19 protein-coding genes are annotated in these 18,430 nt (G+C 42.0%); 11 read left to right on the top strand and 8 right to left on the bottom strand.

Going from position 1 to position 18,430, the window contains the following annotated elements; translation table 11 throughout:
• Positions 1-186: 186 nt before the first annotated feature.
• Together EGC80_RS04590 and EGC80_RS04585 are read left to right on the top strand one after the other, a co-directional pair.
• Positions 187-1,209 (top strand): hypothetical protein, encoded by a 1,023-nt coding sequence (locus EGC80_RS04590; RefSeq protein ID WP_124693458.1) that lies wholly within the window; start codon positions 187-189, stop codon positions 1,207-1,209.
• Complete coding sequence (locus tag EGC80_RS04585; protein WP_124012882.1) at positions 1,209-1,574, top strand: hypothetical protein; 366 nt, start codon at positions 1,209-1,211, stop codon at positions 1,572-1,574. The genes EGC80_RS04590 and EGC80_RS04585 overlap by 1 nt, the downstream gene beginning before the upstream one ends.
• A gap of 605 nt (positions 1,575-2,179) precedes the next feature.
• On the opposite strand, the gene EGC80_RS22365 is transcribed toward EGC80_RS04585, so the two are convergent.
• The 4 genes from EGC80_RS22365 to EGC80_RS04570 all read right to left on the bottom strand — a co-directional run bounded on the left by EGC80_RS22365 (position 2,180) and on the right by EGC80_RS04570 (position 5,941).
• Positions 2,180-2,320, bottom strand: a complete 141-nt coding sequence (locus EGC80_RS22365) for a hypothetical protein (protein ID WP_164839420.1) — start codon at positions 2,318-2,320, stop codon at positions 2,180-2,182.
• Positions 2,321-2,460: 140 nt separating this feature from the next.
• On the bottom strand, positions 2,461-3,594 hold the full coding sequence (locus tag EGC80_RS04580) for an ABC transporter permease (RefSeq protein ID WP_124012881.1): 1,134 nt from the start codon (positions 3,592-3,594) through the stop codon (positions 2,461-2,463).
• Positions 3,594-4,328, bottom strand: a complete 735-nt coding sequence (locus tag EGC80_RS04575) for an ABC transporter ATP-binding protein (protein ID WP_101033385.1) — start codon at positions 4,326-4,328, stop codon at positions 3,594-3,596. The genes EGC80_RS04580 and EGC80_RS04575 overlap by 1 nt, the downstream gene beginning before the upstream one ends.
• Before the next feature lie 2 nt (positions 4,329-4,330).
• Positions 4,331-5,941 (bottom strand): alpha/beta hydrolase, encoded by a 1,611-nt coding sequence (locus tag EGC80_RS04570; RefSeq protein WP_124012880.1) that lies wholly within the window; start codon positions 5,939-5,941, stop codon positions 4,331-4,333.
• Between the two features lie 94 nt (positions 5,942-6,035).
• Between EGC80_RS04570 and EGC80_RS04565 the strand changes: the two genes are divergently transcribed.
• The 6 genes from EGC80_RS04565 to EGC80_RS04545 all read left to right on the top strand — a co-directional run bounded on the left by EGC80_RS04565 (position 6,036) and on the right by EGC80_RS04545 (position 11,471).
• The gene (locus EGC80_RS04565) at positions 6,036-6,422 is read left to right on the top strand and encodes a GntR family transcriptional regulator (RefSeq protein ID WP_124012879.1); all 387 of its coding nucleotides are present in this window, start codon (positions 6,036-6,038) and stop codon (positions 6,420-6,422) included.
• 730 nt (positions 6,423-7,152) lie between these two features.
• Complete coding sequence (locus EGC80_RS22360) at positions 7,153-7,293, top strand: hypothetical protein (protein WP_157822234.1); 141 nt, start codon at positions 7,153-7,155, stop codon at positions 7,291-7,293.
• Positions 7,294-7,420: 127 nt separating this feature from the next.
• Positions 7,421-9,214: an AMP-dependent synthetase/ligase gene (locus EGC80_RS04560; protein ID WP_124012878.1), complete on the top strand. Its 1,794-nt coding sequence runs from the start codon at positions 7,421-7,423 to the stop codon at positions 9,212-9,214.
• Positions 9,215-9,340: 126 nt separating this feature from the next.
• Positions 9,341-10,282, top strand: coding sequence for a hypothetical protein (locus tag EGC80_RS04555; protein ID WP_124012877.1), 942 nt, complete (start codon positions 9,341-9,343; stop codon positions 10,280-10,282).
• On the top strand, positions 10,282-10,776 hold the full coding sequence (locus tag EGC80_RS04550) for a hypothetical protein (protein ID WP_124012876.1): 495 nt from the start codon (positions 10,282-10,284) through the stop codon (positions 10,774-10,776). Before EGC80_RS04555 ends, EGC80_RS04550 begins: the two co-directional genes overlap by 1 nt.
• A 308-nt stretch (positions 10,777-11,084) precedes the next feature.
• Entirely contained in the window at positions 11,085-11,471 is a 387-nt protein-coding gene (locus EGC80_RS04545) for an acyl-CoA thioesterase (RefSeq protein WP_372491486.1), read from the top strand.
• 4 nt (positions 11,472-11,475) lie between these two features.
• On the opposite strand, the gene EGC80_RS04540 is transcribed toward EGC80_RS04545, so the two are convergent.
• Both EGC80_RS04540 and EGC80_RS04535 read right to left on the bottom strand, forming a co-directional pair.
• Positions 11,476-11,679: an N-acetyltransferase gene (locus EGC80_RS04540; protein ID WP_267898632.1), complete on the bottom strand. Its 204-nt coding sequence runs from the start codon at positions 11,677-11,679 to the stop codon at positions 11,476-11,478.
• Positions 11,680-11,739: 60 nt separating this feature from the next.
• Positions 11,740-12,162, bottom strand: a complete 423-nt coding sequence (locus EGC80_RS04535; protein WP_101033379.1) for an acyl-CoA thioesterase — start codon at positions 12,160-12,162, stop codon at positions 11,740-11,742.
• A 142-nt stretch (positions 12,163-12,304) separates the two neighbouring features.
• Here EGC80_RS04535 and EGC80_RS04530 point away from each other — a divergent pair, with 142 nt between their 5' ends.
• Positions 12,305-13,321 (top strand): hypothetical protein, encoded by a 1,017-nt coding sequence (locus tag EGC80_RS04530; RefSeq protein WP_124012873.1) that lies wholly within the window; start codon positions 12,305-12,307, stop codon positions 13,319-13,321.
• Between the two features lie 63 nt (positions 13,322-13,384).
• Here EGC80_RS04530 and mtnC read toward each other — a convergent pair whose 3' ends face one another.
• Entirely contained in the window at positions 13,385-14,065 is a 681-nt protein-coding gene (gene mtnC, locus EGC80_RS04525) for an acireductone synthase (protein WP_124012872.1), read from the bottom strand.
• A gap of 156 nt (positions 14,066-14,221) precedes the next feature.
• Here mtnC and EGC80_RS04520 point away from each other — a divergent pair, with 156 nt between their 5' ends.
• Together EGC80_RS04520 and EGC80_RS04515 are read left to right on the top strand one after the other, a co-directional pair.
• On the top strand, positions 14,222-14,971 hold the full coding sequence (locus EGC80_RS04520) for an IS5 family transposase (protein ID WP_124011573.1): 750 nt from the start codon (positions 14,222-14,224) through the stop codon (positions 14,969-14,971).
• 263 nt (positions 14,972-15,234) lie between these two features.
• Positions 15,235-16,332, top strand: a complete 1,098-nt coding sequence (locus EGC80_RS04515; protein WP_407695563.1) for an alpha/beta hydrolase-fold protein — start codon at positions 15,235-15,237, stop codon at positions 16,330-16,332.
• A gap of 171 nt (positions 16,333-16,503) precedes the next feature.
• Here EGC80_RS04515 and EGC80_RS04510 read toward each other — a convergent pair whose 3' ends face one another.
• A complete protein-coding gene (locus tag EGC80_RS04510) occupies positions 16,504-18,375 on the bottom strand; it encodes a DUF885 domain-containing protein (protein WP_124012870.1) in 1,872 nt (623 codons plus the stop codon).
• Positions 18,376-18,430: the final 55 nt, after the last annotated feature.

Here is an 18,430-nt window from a genome sequence, read left to right as displayed (position 1 = left end):
AAATTCAGTTTCTGCTATGTTAAAGTGTGTCGTGAGGATAAAAAGACCCATACGATACGCTTTATAACCATTATGATGTGGAGGTAAAGGTATTTATATCCTATTTGATAATAGAAAATTAGAGGCATAGGTGTAAAATATAGATCTAAATATTGAAGGACTAAATCGTGAAAGCAAGGATGTTTTATGAGTAATACCTCTGCAATACCAAGTGGTCTTGCAATACATATTGTTGAGAAGCGTATGGCGGTCAATGTATTGATCCTTGCGCTATACAACATGCCAACAAAAGAAACCTTTGAGCATTTTAAATTTGTTAACTCTCATCTAATCGATGGCTTTGCTAAGCCTGGTCAAATCGTTTTAATTTCTCCTTTAAATACATTTGAGTGCACAATAGAAGAACAAGAGTTTCAAAAGTATGCGTTGGTTATTGATAAAAAGTTGAGAGAGCTTGATGAGATTGAAAAAGAAGTTTTGGCCAAGCGGTACGACTTACTCAGTAATGTTGCTAAATATAACGGCTTATTATTAGGCGTAGCTAATAACACTTGGAACTCGCATGTTAGCTTTGTAAAGGAGAACTTAAAAAATTTAGAGCAGACGTATGTTAAGACTTATAACGCAAAAGGTAACTTGAGGTCTCCTGAGTTTCAACATCGAAGGAAGGTTATCTTTTCTAATTTAAAGAATGCTTTAAGACGCTTTGGTCAGCCCGCGTTTGGTGAAAATTTAATGCCAGGAGATATTCGAACTCAATTAGGTTTAAGTAGCAAAAGTTTAATTAGACGTTGGGATAAAATGGGCGGACATGCTCAAAATATTCCTATTTTTGCTGAACATTATAAAACTGTAGCGAATATGGCAAAAAACTTAAAGCGTGTTGGATATGTAGGCGTTGTATTAACGGGTGTTGAGGCAACAGCAAATATCCAACGAGCTTGTCTTGAAGGTACAGGTCTTGAGTGTACTAAAGCTAAATATGTTGAGACGGGCAAAGGCGCTGGATCTATTGTCGGGGGCGCTGGCGGTGGTTTTATTGCAAGTTATGGTTTATGTTCAATTGTTTTTGGTCTTCCTAGTGGCGGGACTAGTTTACTATGGTGTGGGATAGTCGCCGGTGGTGTTGGAGGATATTTTGGGGCGAAGCATGGGGGTCATTATATAGGAGATAAAGCAGAACTTTTGTACGAGGTGATAGAAAAATAATGTCAATAACAGATCTTATAGGGCTTTTATTAGGTGGCAGCTTTGTATTTTTAGGTTTATTTGTTTTGTTGCCTATGTTGTTATATATATACAAAAAACGTATTAAGTCAGTTGAAGGGATATTAGAAAATGGACGTGAATATTTCTCATTAAACATCTTTTTAACAGGACATGGAACGCTTCATTATGCGAGTGTTTTTATGTTTGATTGGTATGCAAAGCGGTATAATTTATTTCATTTAAAAGATTGTGTACCAACTAAAATAACACGTATTTTTAAAGTTTATTATATCATTTTTATGATTGATTCACTCTGTTTTGTTACTATGGTTATTTTAGATTACATATATCCAACTATAAAATAATTTTATGATGGGAATTTAATATTTAGATCTAATATTATCTGAGTATGATAGTTATCCAGGATTTTTAACAGATAAAATTTTTATTATCAAGTTTTTTGATGATTATTTTGACTTCTCCTTTATTATATAAGTATTACTTTAAAAGCGTATAGAAAAATTTAGAGGAAGGGCCTTTTTTATTCATTGAATGTTTTTATGTTGGATTTTGAACATTATATTTATATTTATTGGCATACTAAACGTTATAAATTATTTGAGTTAAGGCATGAAATCCCTCTAAACGTACAATGGCAATTCAAGCTTTTTCATTGTTTTCATGTCTAATTGCATATGTGCTGTTATTGCTAGTATGTTGTCAGAACTTTCGTTGATTAACTCTTAAGGTCATCGCGATTGTCCAGCATTTACTGGAATATATTAATTGATTAAAAATTTGGTTAATAGTTTATTTATCAGCTATTTATTGACTTCAAATGAATGCTATTAGCCAACAGAAATAGCCGACAACCCTCCCTGTGTAGTTAGGTGTCTGGACTTTAGTGCAAACACTACAACTGTTTAAACGGCTGCTTCAGCTTAACGCCATTGTCGCTAACGCGTTTCACTCACTCTGGCACTCGCTCAGTCAGCGCTTGGTTTTGGATTTTAAGCTCAGCAACGCTGCCGGTGTCAGTTTGTTGTTTATGCTCTAAATAGTGTTTAGACATTTCAGATGCTGTCGTGCCGACAATAACAACGAATGCCAACAGATAATCGCGATAGCGTTGTCCGTCATTATTGGTTGTTAATATTCCCTGTTAAACCATCCTTGTTAATGATTACGGGTAAATCAGCCAGCCTTATCTCAAGCCGTCAAGGCTGGGATCACATCGATATAAACCAACTCTTATAAGCCAAAGACGACTTTTTCACTTTTAAGCGACTTTTCTAAACCTGCGGCTAATGCAATGGCAATGATCAGCGTGGTGATTGATGAAATAATTAGCTGCAGCATCGGAATTTCACGACCTTTGATAAAGTCCATTAAGGCTTGTTGCTGGCCCGATACGGGTAACCACTGCAATACATCTGGGGCGATGTTGTAACTGGCTGCAATTGATAGTGCCAGTGGCACAAACAGCACCATGGTTAAATATGACTGCGCCTCTTTAAAGGTTTTAGCCATAAACGACACATACAGTTGTAAGGTTGCGGCCATCAAGGCAACCGGGATCCCTACAATGAACATTAAGCCCATAAAGTCTTGGGTAATATTGACGGTAAAGCCTATTTCTTGCCACGGGACAAAGGCGTACGCCACTTTAGAGACTAATAAAATCAGGATTAAGCCAAGTAACGCAAAGCAGCTTACGGCAATGATTTTACTTATCACTAATTGGCGGGTGCTCATTGGGTGGCTGAGTAATAGTGCCAGTGAATTACGCTCACGCTCGCCGGCACTGGTGTCGATAGCAAGGTTCATGCCCGAGATGAACACCGAATACATCATGGTGAAAATGGCAATGCCTAAAATCATCCCGCCTTTAGAATCTGGGGTGGCTTGGTCTTCGACATTGATTTTGAGTGGTTGGGTAATACGTGGATTAATACCTCGTGCAATTAGCCGTATGCTACCCATTTCGGCGCTATAAGTTTGCAGCTGACGTTCTAGTCGGCGGATAGACTTTTGCAGCTTCTCATCTGAATTATCGGCGATTAATAACACTTCAGCTTGTTTGGCTTTGGCCATGTTGGTGGCGTAATCGTCGCTAATGGTTAAGGTGATTTTGTTGGCGTCTTCGCCTTCACCATGGTTAATGCCGTTATTGCTTAAGTAGCGTACTAAATCGGGTGCATTATCTGCGTTGTTTATATTGATGTTTAAATCTTCTGGGCTAGACAGTTGACCAATTAACACCATAAACATGCCACACATGAGCAGCGGGGTGCCAATGGCGTAATACAGCCCAGCCATTACCGAACGCTTGTCACGTGCGGCATCGACGAGTTCTTTGCGCACCATTGCGAGTATCATTTTCATTAAGCTGCAATTCCTTCGTCAGTACCGATAAGTTCGATAAATGCATCTTCTAGTGAGTCTTTGCCGGTTTGCTGACACAGTTCGTCAGGGCTGCCCATGGCGATCACTTTACCATTAGCCATCACGATGACGCGGTCACACAAGGCGGCGACTTCTTGCATTACATGGCTTGAAAACAGTACACAATGCCCTTCGGCTTTGAGTTGTAGCAAGATATCGCGCAATAGGCGGGTGTTCATCACATCGAGTCCACGAGTCGGCTCATCTAAAATAATGTTACTTGGTCTATGTACAATCGCTTGTGCTAAGGCGGTTTTCATCCGTTGACCTTGGGAAAAGCCCTTGCAGCGACGGTCGCTAATGTCTTCAAGCTTCAATTGTGCAATGACATTTGCGGTGGCTTGTTTAGCTTGTTTACGCGACATACCGCTCAGTTCGGCAAAAAAGCTAATGTATTCCCGTGGGGTAAGGCGCTCGTACAAACCAAAAGGGTCGGGGAATAAACCCAACTGCTTCTTGGCTCCAATCGGATCATCGGCTACATCAATATCATTTACCGTGGCAGTGCCTGAATCGGGTTTGAGCAATCCAAACAAGGTGCGTAAACAGGTGGTTTTACCGGCGCCATTTGGGCCGAGTAAGCCGGTGATCTGACCATTTTCGGCGCTAAAACTTAAATCATCTAATGCCTGAATATCGCCAATCTTTTTGGTTAAGTTTGCAACAGTAATCATGACTATTCCTTATCTGTAGCGATATTCGCTGGCGCCGTTGTGTCGAGATTGGTTTCGATGTCGGCTGGGTTGTCGGTAACCGGCAGTGCTTCTACAGTATTGGCGTTGAGGTAAAAGCTGCGACGTACGTCTTTTTGTAAACATGCGCCATCGAGGTCTTTTACCGAACCTTGATCAACTAATTGGGCGACTAAATCATTACCACAGCTTTGACCAGCCACCCCGTGAGTCGCGTAGGGGGCAATCAAGTGCTTTGACTGAGTGAGTTTCTCTTGCGCTAAGGCGCCCCAATTGGGTGGCGTGGCGGGATCTAGTTCACCAGACAAGAGTAGGGTTGGTATGTCACTGTGGATGGGCTCGCTAAAGCTATCGTCAACCGTTGGCATCGGCCAAGCTTGGCAGGTTTTTTCTAACCCATCTAACATGCTGCTACTAATGTACGACTCTTTGGCATCTTTACGCATTTGTTCGCTAATGCGGTGAATGTCTTCGCCGCAAACTACCGATGCATGCATGCCCATGGCAATACCTGTGCTGTCGATGGTTAACGCGTAAATGCCTAATATCGATTGATAATTACCTTGTGCCGCTTGATGAATAGCATGGGGGAGTAGTGCGCGAATATTGGCCATGTACATTGCCATCCGAATAGCACCAGAAAACTTACCGCGGGTGAGTAGAAAGTCGCTAAGTTGATTAGTTTGTGGATCGCGCACCTGCTGATTAATCGGTGCGCTAGCCAACAGCTGGTCGACTTTATTGTATTCATCTGCCAAATCAGGAAACTGTTGCTGGCAAGCCGGTGTACTTTTACAGTCACGCCATAACACATTTAAGCCACGCTCTATTGAACTACCAATCGCGACAACACTCTGTTGCATTGGCACCACACCATCTAATGTCACTGTTAATAAGGCTTCTGGATAATGACGCATATAAAGCTGTGCCATGCGTGAACCATATGAAATGCCATAGAGATGCAGTTTTTGATAACCTAAAAATTGGCGTACCGCTTCGAAGTCTTTTAACGCTGAGTTACTGCCGTATTGAGTCACGTCGGCATCAATTTGAGCTAGGCACTTTTCAGTCATAGCAATGATATCCATATCATCATCATTCATACTGAGTATTGCTGTGGTGTCATCGTCACAAGATAGTATGTTCGATTGGCCTGTACCGCGTTGGTCGATGAGTAAAATATCACGCTGCTGGCGGACTTTTGACAACATACGATTAAAGCTGGCGGCATTTTCGATAGCCGATTGGCCTGGCCCACCCGCTATGGCGAGTAAAGCTTCATCCGGATAAGTGTTTTTAATCGCCGGCAAAATCGCAAAATGAATGTCGATTTGCTTACCGTCAGGTTGTTTGGGGTTTTCTGGCACACTCATTTTACCGCATTGTAATTGCTCGTCTAAACCGTCTAAGTAACAAGCTGTAGTTTTAGCGGGCGCAGTCTCATTGGCTTCCTGTGTGTCGGCATAGCTATAGTTGGCGAATAAAATAACAATGGCCACCGCGAGCCAACGGCTGGTAAGTGTTGCCGATTGGCATAACCCTGAGCGGCTAACCGGTTGAGCCAAGGCGGTGTTGACAAACTTCCTGTTGATCATCGGAATGTTTCCTTTTTGCATTTCATGGCGATTATGCTACCTTAGCATTTAGTGTATGAGTGTATCAATGCGTTAATACGGTTGTTAAAGGCGAATGCTAGAATTATTAAATGTTAACCCTAACAGTGGTGAACCCATCTATCGACAGTTGCACGATCAAATCGTGCGCTTAATTGTCGGCGGGCAGTTGCACCCTGAAGAGATTCTGCCTTCGGTGCGCCATCTTGCCGAGCATTTAGCGGTAAACCCAATGACAGTATCGCGAGCAATGCAGCAACTTGCTGAGCAAGGCTGGATTGAACGCCGTCGTGGTCAGCCATCGCGGATTGCCGCAAGAACGCCAGCTAATAATACCTCTGGCGGTAGTTTGTTGGCACCGCAATTAACCGCATTGGTTGAGCAAGCGCGACAATTAGGGGTCGATTATGACCAGTTACAGATTTTATTGGAACAATTTTGGAATAAAAACAGCGGTAATTAAGTCGATTTTGTTAACAACACCCTCAAGGAAGTCGACAATGGAACTTGAACAACAGCCCGTTTTACTGTTAATCATGTGAGCAAACTCTTTGCCACCAAAGACAAATCTACCGCGGTAACACTGTGTTGGTTGATCTGTCGATGACACTTCACCCTTGCACTGTGGTCAGATTATTCGGTTAAAATGGTGCCGGTCAGTCGACCCTTTATGCGCTGTGTCTTAGGCCTTGTTGGTATTGAGACCGAGGATATTTTAACTCTCGATTAAACACCTACAGCCCTGTCAATATAAGCAAAAGAACACATTAATTATTTGCCGCAACAGCCTTTTGGCTATGAAGGTTTCATCATAGATAAACGTAAAAACTACACCTAAACTCCAACCTTAACTGGGATAGAACACTCGAACAAGATTGACTGAAATATTTTGATTTTTATTTTGATTTAGATGTCACTCAAACGATGCAAAAATTGTCTGTTGCTCAGTGTCAATCAATGGCATTAACTATGGCATTAACTATGACATTAACTATGACAATGGCGTATCGCCCCACTTATAATTACTCGATGAGCCCATCCCGAGTCTTGACCCCGCTGCCAGACGCCAGCTTATAAACGACTTATTTGATCTTGTGCTTAATTCGGGGCTGCCGTGATATTTTTATTGGGTATCACCTCAGACTTAGCGCGCGTTGCTAGCCATGTTGCCTTGATCAAAAAAAGGTCAACGTGTGCTGGTGGATACCCAAGGCGAACCCGTTGCTAGAGCGGTTAGGGTATTGTTTATCGACATCCCATTGCTCGCCATAGGTGTTGGAGCCCTAGCCAGAGGTAAGCGAAAATTGTGGAAAAATGGCATCACCACAGCTTAATAAGTTGTCAATTTTTAGTATGAACGTGACTTCAAGCTCAAAAATAGAGCAAAAACTCATATGATTTTTAGTGGCTTAAGGTAGAATAGAAAAGCGGAACACTTGTAAGCTAAGAGGGCACTGTAATATGTCACTAGATCAATACCATGTCGTACGACTCATGCAACAGCAGAGCCAGTTATTAACTAATAACATTGCGCTTGAAGGCTTTGATATGCCCGCGCCGTGGCATACTGTGACCTGGAATGCATTCAATACTGTCACAGACTCAGTGGCACAGTTGTTAATTAAGTTTGGTTTACAAGTGCAAGATAAAGTGGTGATTTTAGCTCAAAACTGCCCACAGTGGACGTGTGCTGATATTGGTGCACTTAAAGCCCGCAATGTGGTGGTGCCTGTGTATCCAACCAGCACCATAGATCAAGCCGCATTCATTGTTAATGATGCCCAAGCAAAATTAATTTTTGCCGGTAACCAACAACAATATGACATGGCATGTGCCGTTGCCGCACAAGCAGACTGCGTAAAGCATATTGTGGTGTTTGACGCGAACGTGAGCCTAAATAGCGATAATCATGTTTATTTTGATCACTTGCTTACAACCCAATTTAATCCAAGCATTGCACAAGAGTTAGCAGCCAGACTCGACGCGGCAGATTTAAATGACTTATTCACGCTGATCTACACCTCGGGCACCACGGGTAATCCTAAAGGTGTGATGCTGGACTACCGTAATTTTGCTTCAATGATCAACCAACATGACAGTAAATTAGCGTTTACCCCTGGTGATGTGTCATTAGCTTTTTTACCGTTAAGCCATGTATTTGAACGTGGTTGGACCATGTACGTACTGTGTCGTGGCGGTCACAATGTGTATTTAAATGATACTAACCGCATTAAAGAAGCCCTTGTTGCGGTTAAACCACATACCTTATGTGTGGTGCCGCGATTTTTAGAAAAAATATACAGTGCAGTGCACGATAAAGTGGGCCAAGCCCCTAAAGCTCGACAAGCGCTATTTGCTTGGGCGATTAAAGTAGGCAAACGCCAATTTGAAGTCAGCCAAGGTCGAGCGTCAGGTAGTTTATGGTTAAGTGCCCAGTGGAAACTGGCCAACAAGCTGGTTTACCGCAAACTGCAGCAAGTGTTGGGTGGCCGTTTGAAGTTTATGCCAGTGGGCGGCGCGGCGTTAGACGTTAATGTCGGCGACTTTTTTCACAGCATTAGTGTGCCAGTGTTATGTGGTTATGGCATGACAGAAACCAGTGCCACGGTAACCTGTAACACCTTAGACAATCGCGTGCCGGGATCGAACGGTCAACCACTAGATGGCATGGAAATAAAGCTAGGCAAAGACGATGAAATTCTAGTGCGTGGCGACACGGTAATGCGCGGTTATTACAATCGCCCCGAAGATACTGCTGAAGCCTTTGAAGACGGCTGGTTAAAAACCGGCGATGCTGGCCGCATTGATGAGCAGGGTAATCTGTTTATGACCGATCGCATTAAAGAACTGATGAAAACTTCTAACGGCAAATACATTGCCCCACAGCGGGTTGAAGGTAAAGTGGGGTGTTGCCCGTTTATTGAGCAGGTGGCCATTATTGCCGATGCGCGTAATTACGTGTCAGCGCTTATTGTGCCAGCCTTTTCCGCCCTAGAATCTTGGGCCCATGCCCAAGGTATTTATGTTGAAAATCCGATTGATTTGTTGCGTCATTCACAAGTGGTCGCTCATTTTGAGCAGCGCTTAAAAGAGTTACAACATGAATTGGCCGGTTTTGAAAAAATTAAAAAATTCACCCTATTACATGAAGCCTTTTCAATGGAAGCCGGCTTAATCACCCCCACATTAAAGCTGCGCCGTAAAATGATCTACAGTAAATACCATAATGAAATTAATGCCATGTATGGGAAGTAATTAACCATCAATCTTTATACTAAAGGACGCATTAGCGTCCTTTTTAGTAATACTTAGTGATAATTGCCTGTATTTCCAGTAGCGGTACAATACCCTATTTTAAAATTAGGCAACGTAGAGGGAACTATGGAAATTATCACGGTAAATGGAAAGCCTGTTTTTAGATCTAACACTCAGTCGTTTTATGACAATCAATTTAGCCAAAAAGTGCTAGCTAATATCGATACAAAAACGCTGTTCAAAAAAATTGATGCTATACCGGGGCTTGCGGGTGCAGGAATCGTTTATATTGATAGCAAATATAACATTATTGAATTAAGAAAATTCGAACCTGTTTGCCAACTAAATCCTATTAAAATTGTGCTAAGGGAGCCTCCTCAATTAATGAGTCAGGCCGAGTTTGCCTCCCATTTAAAAGGTAGCCAGGGTAATATCCGTGAATCGAACTTGGTTGGTGAATTGGGAAATGCTGCTTGGAGTTGTGGGACTGCTGCGCTTGGGTGGATGGTTGTAATTGGTAGTATGGCTGCTATTCCATTAACCGGCGGGACAAGTAGTGCGATAACGTATTTAGCTGGAGCAGGCGCAACTGCTGGTCTTGTTCAATGTATTAATGGTGCGATGCGATCATATAATGCGTATGAAAATCCTGAAAAAAATGATAATTTAGACTCACAAGAATGGTATCAAAATGCCACTTCAGCTGTGGATTTAGTATCACTTGCAGGTGCTGGGGCTGCTGCTTTAGGTACAATAAAAGCAATAAAAATGATGCAGTTGGGTACAAGTAAGAATACCTATGAAATCTTAAAAGGGTTATCCCGTGCTGAAAAAAAGAGATTAAATCGTGAAATTACCCGTCTTAATTTACCTGGTGCTTCAGGTAAATTAATAAAATCTATGGCTCGAAAAGGCAACATAAAAAAATATACAGGTAAACAAATTACCCATGCATTTCGTTTACATTTAATGGATGCCGTTGGAGCTTCAATGAGCATTTCTGGTAGCCTATTCAATGGAACAATTGGAACAATGGCTATTGGGATATATGAAGAGCTAGCTGATTGATGAAAAGACAAACTAAAAAGAAAAGTGATGACGATATTGTCGGATTATTTCCACCTATGAAGTCCATAGCGGCTTTTTTAGCTGCGACACTATCCATGATACTTTCCATCGCACTGTTAAATCTGCTCATTTTTGATTTTTATTTCGAGATAAAAATAGAGCATGTGTTGATGTATTTATTCACTACTACCATTATTTTCAGCGGTGTGAACTTTGCAGTTGTGAGAGGATCTTTCTTCGCCGTAAAAGTCTTACAATGGTATTTCTGTATTTTATTTATTATATTTTTGCCAACAGTGTTTTTAATCGTAGAAAAGGTAACATTTATTTATGCATATCTGTTAGCCGTTGTTTTTTTGCTCATGTCACTCTACTTGTTACAGAGTAAATACTATCAAAGTTTTGTAGAGTATCAGTTTGATGCCTTAGAAGACATTAAGGAGGTTCGTGCTGAAATCGCTGCAGAAAGAGCTAAACATGGAAATAAGTTCTAATTGTTTGGCTTTAGAGTGACAATATTTTAAGCCGAGATTTGATGACATTTGTGCCTGTTTAGTTGATTTTGGCCATTATAGATGGGCACGATACCCAACCGATAAAATAATTTTATTTAATTTTTTAAGATGATTACTGTTTTCTCCCCTAACATACCCCCCATAATTCCTTCGCAATAAAGACTTTTTTAATGACCTCGAGTGAGATGTGTCGTTAGAATGAGTTAATGGCGTTTGTTCATCGAGCAAAACGTCAATGGACTCAACATAATAATAAAGGAATTTTTGTGGCAGATACCCAATTTAGCATGATTTTGAAACCGCGTTTTTGTGAAACCGACGCATTAGGGCATATTAACAACACAGTGATCCCGGTGTGGTTTGAAGCCGCGCGCGAGCCGATTTTTGAAATCGTTCATCCAGGCCAAGATTTAACTACGTGGAATATGATTATTGCCGGCTTTACCATTGCTTTTAGTGCGCCCACTTATTACGGCGAGGAAGTGACGATAAAAACCCACATTAGCCGTTTAGGTAATAGCAGCTTTGATGTATTGCAAAGCTGCTGGCAGCAGGGTAAAAAAACTGCCGAAGCAACTACGACCATGGTGCACTACAATTACCAAACAGAAAAAAGTCAGCCGCTTGCTGAACATGTGCGTCAGCAATTGGCAGCATTAACCGGTGTAGTTTAAGGTGTCAGCGCAAAAAATTGACCACATAACTACAGCGGGTACTGATGTTAAGACCTTCTGTTTTAGCCCATGCCAGCCCAGTGCGAACTGATTTTTCGGCAATACCTTGGCGGCGTAATGTTAGCGGTACCAAGGCACGGTAAAAATCGATATTTTGATCATCTAGGTGATATTCAAGCATGGCTTCAACACCTTGGGTGACGACCACAAAACGATGTTGCTCGGGCAGGAGTTGTATGTGCTGTTGTTCATATTGATCTTCATATCGCTATTCATGTTGTTTTAGGGCTTGAAGTAATTCTGGGGTTAACTCAGATTTTTTGCCAGTTTTAAAGTTAAACATAACCACTTTAGCCCAGCCGATGGTAGTAACGGCTTGTTGTGCCTTGCTGAACACGGTGTAATGCATGACAAAGCGCTCTTTATGAATATCACTTATCTTGACTCCGACAACGATTGAGTCAGGAAAGGTCACTGGGCGCTTAAAGCGGGCATTGGTTTCACTAAGTACTGGGCCAACACCAGTGGATTTAAGATCGCCAAGTAGGTTGATTTGATTAAAAAAATCGAGACGAGCTGTTTCAAAGTACTTAAAATACACCGAGTTATTAACGTGTTGCAGTGCATCCATGTCACCCCATGCTACTTGAATATCAGTGCTAATAGAGTGTTGTGCTAAAAAGTCATTCATGGCGGTTCTCTGTTATGGATTATAAATTAAACGCTTGTTTAAATGAGCAGCGTTAATCTATCAGCCATACAGGTGATCAACAAGAGTCAATTTAAGCAGATAATACCGACATACAGGTCATTACACTTATGAGGATTTAACTTTGCAAAAGCTGGCTTTTTTAACTCAGTCACGTTCATGGCTATCGTCATGTGAAGCGGTGTTATCGGCACGCATTGCCGTTTTACAAAATCAACTGAGTTTGCCGCAAAAGCTATATTTTGTGGCGATAGTATTATTGTTTACCACCGATTCGGTGGTGTGGGTCGCAATGATCAGTGTGATAGCCATGTCGATTGAATTCTGGCATTTGTTTGAACGTATGTGGCACAGTTTGGCGGGCAAAGCGGTGTTGTTATTGTTTTACGCCATCGTGGCCAACTTTGCCTTGGCTAGCTCAAGTTCAGTCGTCAATGATGTGGTGGGCGTGGCCGCCAGCAATTTTAATTACACCCATAACTTTGCCATTTTGCTCTATTTACCCGCATGGAGCGTGGTAATGAGCTGCATTGTGTTGCTAATGTTACAGTTGATTTTCCCATTAATGTTCACCGTTTCTTTTTTGCTGCGTCCATTGGGGGTAAAAAACTTTCGGTTAATTAACCATCTGCATTTTCATCGCTGTACCTTTTGGGTGCGGGTTATTCTAGCAGCGGTGTTGTTGTACCACTTAGCCATGCTGATGGATTTGTATGGTCAGTTTGAAAAGGCCTTAGACGATCCGCAAATGGTGACGTTAGTCGAAGCAGAAACCGAATTCGATGACGATGTCTTTACCATAGTGAAAGCCCCGTCCGTTGAGAAAGAAGCCGATGAATCTCCAATGGTCATGACGGCTGATGAGATAGTTCACGAACAAGAATTAGCTGCAATAGATGAGATAGCCAAGCAGCCTTATAATCATTTACGTAGCCAGTACTTTACCGGCGTACGTAAAGCGATTGCGTTGTTTGCGTTTCAGTTGGAAGCTAATGTTAAATCGCGTTGTAAAAAGTTACCTCAGTCGCATGTGGTCGAGCTGAATGATTACGAAATCCTCGAGATAACACCTGATATAAAGGCAGAGTATGGCTATCATTTTGAAGTAAAAAAATGCATTTCTCCTGCTTTTCCTCTTTAGCAGACGAGGTGAATAAAAAAAACGACCTAAAAAGGTCGTTTTTTTATCGCTAATGAAAAAGCATTAATCGAAGGATAATTCACTAAAGCTACTGATTTTTTTGCACTTTGCTTGACGTTGGTCGGCAAAACGGATCATTTGGCACGTGATCATGCCTGCAGCTTCTGCGGCTTTGAGTTCTTCTGCTACATCAGATACAAATAAGATCTGTTTTGGCTTCAAGCTAATCGTATTGCAAATATTGCAGTAGGCTTGTTTGTCTAATTTATTACCTGTACGGGTATCAAAATGGCCATTGAAATAATGGGTTAAATCACCTGAGTTAGTATGGCTAAAAAGCAGTTTTTGCGCTTCAGCTGAGGCAGATGAAAAGCTATATATACGAATGCCTTTATCTTTAATCCGTTCAATGCTGTCAATAAAGTCTGGATAAATATGACCGGTAAACTCAACGCGGTTATAACCCTGTTTCCAGATGAGTCCTTGCAGGGTTTTCAGTGGCGTAACTTTACGGTCTTCGTCAATCCATTGTTGTAAAATCTCGATAACTCGTTCGAGTGATGCATCTGGTTCTAGGGCGATATCTTTAACATCGCTAATGCAATAATCAACTAATACGTTATGTTGATTTTGCTCAAGAAAATCAGCCATACCCTTTCTTGAGTAAGGAAATAACACATCCTGAATAAAGTTAAGATCGGTAGTGGTACCGGCGGTATCAACGATGATAGCTCTAATACTCATAAGATTTGTTACTCCAAAACAATTAATTAACTTAATGATGATCCTATGCTTTATTGGCGATTAAGGCTAGGGGCTGTTGATCTTTGTTTGAATTTTGTGCGAAGAAGGTAATCTCGTATAATTCACTTCGCCAAAAACAAATACAACGAGATTACCATGCCCCGATTAATGCTCACTGATGAGATGTGGTCGAAGCTAAAAGCTATTCTGCTTGATGATAGAGTTTATAACAAGCAAGAGCATCGATTTACGATGGAAGGTATCCTTTACCGATTGCGTGTTGGCTGCCCTTGGCGAGATTTACCTGAATATTTTGGCTTATGGAATACCATTTACCGTCGATTTTTACTGTGGTCAAGAAAAGGTATTTTACTTAGGCTGTTCAAAACATTATCGACTAATAGTGATACTGAATGGGAATTTATTGATGGAAGTTATGTAAAAGCCCATCAACACAGTTCAGGTGCATCATCTGATGAAAATCAAGCAATTGGGTTAAGTCGTGGTGGTAATACAAGCAAAATCCATCTCGCGGTAGATAGCTATGGTTTACCGATAGAATTCATTGTTACAGGTGGAGAAGTTCATGATAGCAAAGCAGCTAATGCCCTTATTGAACTATTGCCACAAAGTCATTTTATTATTGCAGACAAAGGCTACGACAGTGAAGCGATTAGAGATAAAGTGCGTGAATGTGGTTCAAAGCCAGTGATCCCTAGAAGACAAAATTCGAAGCAAGGAAATGGCGATATCGATTGGTGTTTATACAAATATCGGCATTTAGTTGAAAATGCTTTTGCTCGGCTCAAGCATTTTAGAGCGATAGCTACCCGCTATGATAAATTGAAAATTAATTTTGAAAGCCTGCTGGCTCTAGCTTGCTCTATAATTTGGCTGCCAATGTGAAAGATCAACAGCCCCTAGTGCTATTGATGATATAACATTCTTGTTAGCTGACTATTAGTACAAGATGTGAGCTGGGTTTAGGTAATGCTAAATTGCCTTGAGTGATGTGGTCTGGTAGCTTCAGGGATAACTTAACTGTCACGTTTCACAAGGAAGAAACCATGCTTACAATAGGGATAAAACGTTATTTAAAATGGTCGAGATTATGGGCTCAAAGCCTGTCTATATGCACGTTATTATTAAGTTTTTTTCACATAGGTGTAGTGTCTTCCACAGAAATATTGCCACTGCAGACTACTGAAATACTAAGTGTGAAGTCCGCATTATTTAGCCAGCAAGCCGATTTTTTGGTGACCTTACCAAACAGTTATACCAAGCAAACCGATAAGCGTTACGTGGTGTTATTTGACTTACATCCACGTAGCCATTTGTATTTAGCGGGCATGCACGACTGGATGAGCCATAATGGTGGCTGGCCGTGGTTAGAAACCATTATTGTTACCGCGCCCGACGGCCACCAAGGCTTGGGGAAGTTAAAACAGCGTGCCATTGAGCAACAAGGCGATCAAGGACTACTGGACTTTTTTGAGCAAGATTTACTGCCCGCAATTGATAAACGCTATCGCACCAATGGCTTTCGTATTTTTAACGGCTTTACTGGTAATGCAGGTTTAGTGCTATTCAGCTTAATTAATCGTCCTAGCTTATTTAATGCCTATATTGCTGCCAGCCCAGTGTTATCAACAGACTTTGCTTATGTGCTAAATGATGCGCCTAAAAAGCTCAAAAACATGCAAGGCAAACCAAGATTTCTATTTGTTAGCACCAGTGATAGCGACTTTGAGCAAAGGCAGCTTGATTCGTTTGCTAAGCTGGAAGATATGATTCAAACCAATGCCAACAGTAAATTGAACTATCAAATAAAGCGTTTTGACGGCAGCTATTATATGACTCAACCTATCTTGGCGACGGCGTTGGGCATAGAGATGATATTTAATGATGTTCACACTGTTTTAGCGGCTGATTCAGAGATATCGCAACAGGGGTCTCAAGCAATTATAGCCTATTATAAACGCTTATCTGATGAGGTTTATGGCTTTGATGTGCCAGCAATTGATTCACTGTTAGCCTTAGGTAATAGCTTAGTTAAAGCAGCGCCAGAGCAAGCGATCGGGGTTTATCAAGATACGCTGAAAGCCTACCCTAAAGCGCATTCGGCCTACCATGAGTTAGCCAGTGTTTATGCTGCTACAGGTAAAATGAGTGAGGCTATCGAAGCTGAACAACAAGCGTTAGCGAGTACCGACCATCCGTTCTATCAAAATAAATACACTAAGCAACTAGCAGCGTTTCAAAATTAAGCATTTCAAACCAAGCGTGTCAAAACCAAGCTAAACCAAACTAGACCAAACTAGAAAAAAGATAAATGACAATAAAGCCACAGCACGAGTATTCGTCCTGTGGCTTTATTGTCTAACCTGCTCAAACAATATTATTCTGAGCTGAGGCTTATTATTTCGAGTTGAGGTTGATTACGCAGCAGTTTCGCTGGCTAACCACTGATTGATTTTTTGCTCCATTAAATCAAGTGGCAAAGCGCCATTTTCAAGTAGACGATCGTGGAACACTTTAATATCAAACTTGTCTCCTAACACTTGTTTGGCTTTTTTGCGGAGTTCGAGAATCTTTAATTCTCCCAACTTATAGCCTAGTGCTTGGCCTGGCCAGACGGCGTAACGTTCAATCTCGCCAGTGGCTTCAGACAAATGAATGCCTTCGGTAGCAATAGCATAATCAATGGCTTGCTCGCGGCTCCAACCTTTGGCATGCATACCAGTATCAACCACTAACCGAACTGCACGATGCAGTTCAGATTGGAGGCGACCAATGTTATCGATAGGGTCATTAGCGTAAATGCCCATTTCGGCAGCTAAACGCTCGGCGTATAAGGCCCAACCTTCACCAGCGGCATTAGAGTAAAAGACTGTGCTCATCAGGGGGAGTTCATCAGATAAGCCAATTATGGTTTGTAAATGATGACCTGGATTGGTTTCGTGGTAGGTCAAGGTTTGCAATGAATAAGAGGGAAGTGATGCGGTGTCATACAAGCTGATCCAGAAGGTGCCTTTGCGCGAACCGTCTTGTGAGGGTGCATCGTAAAACGCGCCGCTAGTAGAGGCTGCGCGGCTGGCTGGTACGGCTGCAATAGCCACATCTTGATTGGGTAATAGGCCAAACCAGTCTGGTAATTTTGCGTTAACTAAGGCTAGGTCAGCATCAATATCTGCCATCAGCTGTTGTTTACCTTCAGGCGTGTTGGGGTAAAGGTACTGCGGGTCGTTGAGTAGCACTTGCATGCGTTCACCCACGGTGCCGTCAACATAACCGACTTCTTTAAGTAATCCGTCCATTTCGGTGCTGATCCGCGCCACTTCAGTTAACCCTAGTTGATGAATATCATCAGCGGTTCTGTTTGAGTTACCTAAATGCTGAATAAGTGCCTTATACAGTTTAGCGCCTTGGGGTAAACGACCTATTCCGGCGTCATGGGTCGCTTTTGGGCGCACGGCTTCTAATGCCATAATAAGTTGACGGGTGGCGGCATAGTATTTGGTATCGACTAATTCGGCGGCAGAGCTTACCAAAGCAGCGCTATCTGCCATTTTGGCGGCGTTAAGTTTAGCGTTAAAGCTGGTGACTAAAGGATGCATCTTTGCTGGGCCACTGATCTGTGATCTTAAGCCGCGTAGAGTATTATCAATAACAAAGTCTGGTGGAATGACGCCCATGGCAACGTCGTGGTTGAGTTTGTCAACCAGAGTGCCCATAGCAGCAGGGTAAATGTTCAAACGAGTTAAATAGGCATTGGCTTCGGCCGTATTGGTCACCGCAAACTTGTCTTCCATATAGCCGGGGAACTCAATTTGCAAACCCGATAAGTGGTTAACCGCATAAGGGAGAAACCACACCCCATACTCGCCCAGAACATTGCCATAATTAACAATTTGAGTGGGTAATAATGCACCTTTTACTTCCGAGGTTATCGCGTTTAAGCTGATTTTATCGGATGAACTTAAGCTTGCTGCATCAATATCGTTGAGCTGGCCTAGTATTGCTTTAAGGCCTTGGCGGCGATGGGTTTCACCTCTAGGGCTGTAGTCGGTGAGTTTAGACATGACATTGGCATCGATACTGGCATCACTCACGCCATAGTAGGTGGCAATTTCGGGTCTTAGTAGGAAATAGTCTTTAGTGATCGATTTTACTTGCTGCTTAAGACTGAGCTTGGTGGCTGAGCTATCTGTTTGGGAGCTTGCTGCGTTTGAGTTATTGTCCGCGGTGGTAGAGTCGGAGCAAGCGGTGGCGAGCAGGCTTATAATTAAGACATGGAAAAGTTTTTTCATTGATTACTCATTAAGTTAATCGCGGCATTCAAGTAGGAATATGACGACATCCTAA

The organism is Shewanella psychromarinicola, assembly GCF_003855155.1.
Lineage (GTDB): Bacteria > Pseudomonadota > Gammaproteobacteria > Enterobacterales > Shewanellaceae > Shewanella > Shewanella psychromarinicola.
The sequence above is the reverse complement of the archived record's forward strand: the minus strand, read 5'-3'. Positions and strand labels throughout refer to the sequence as shown.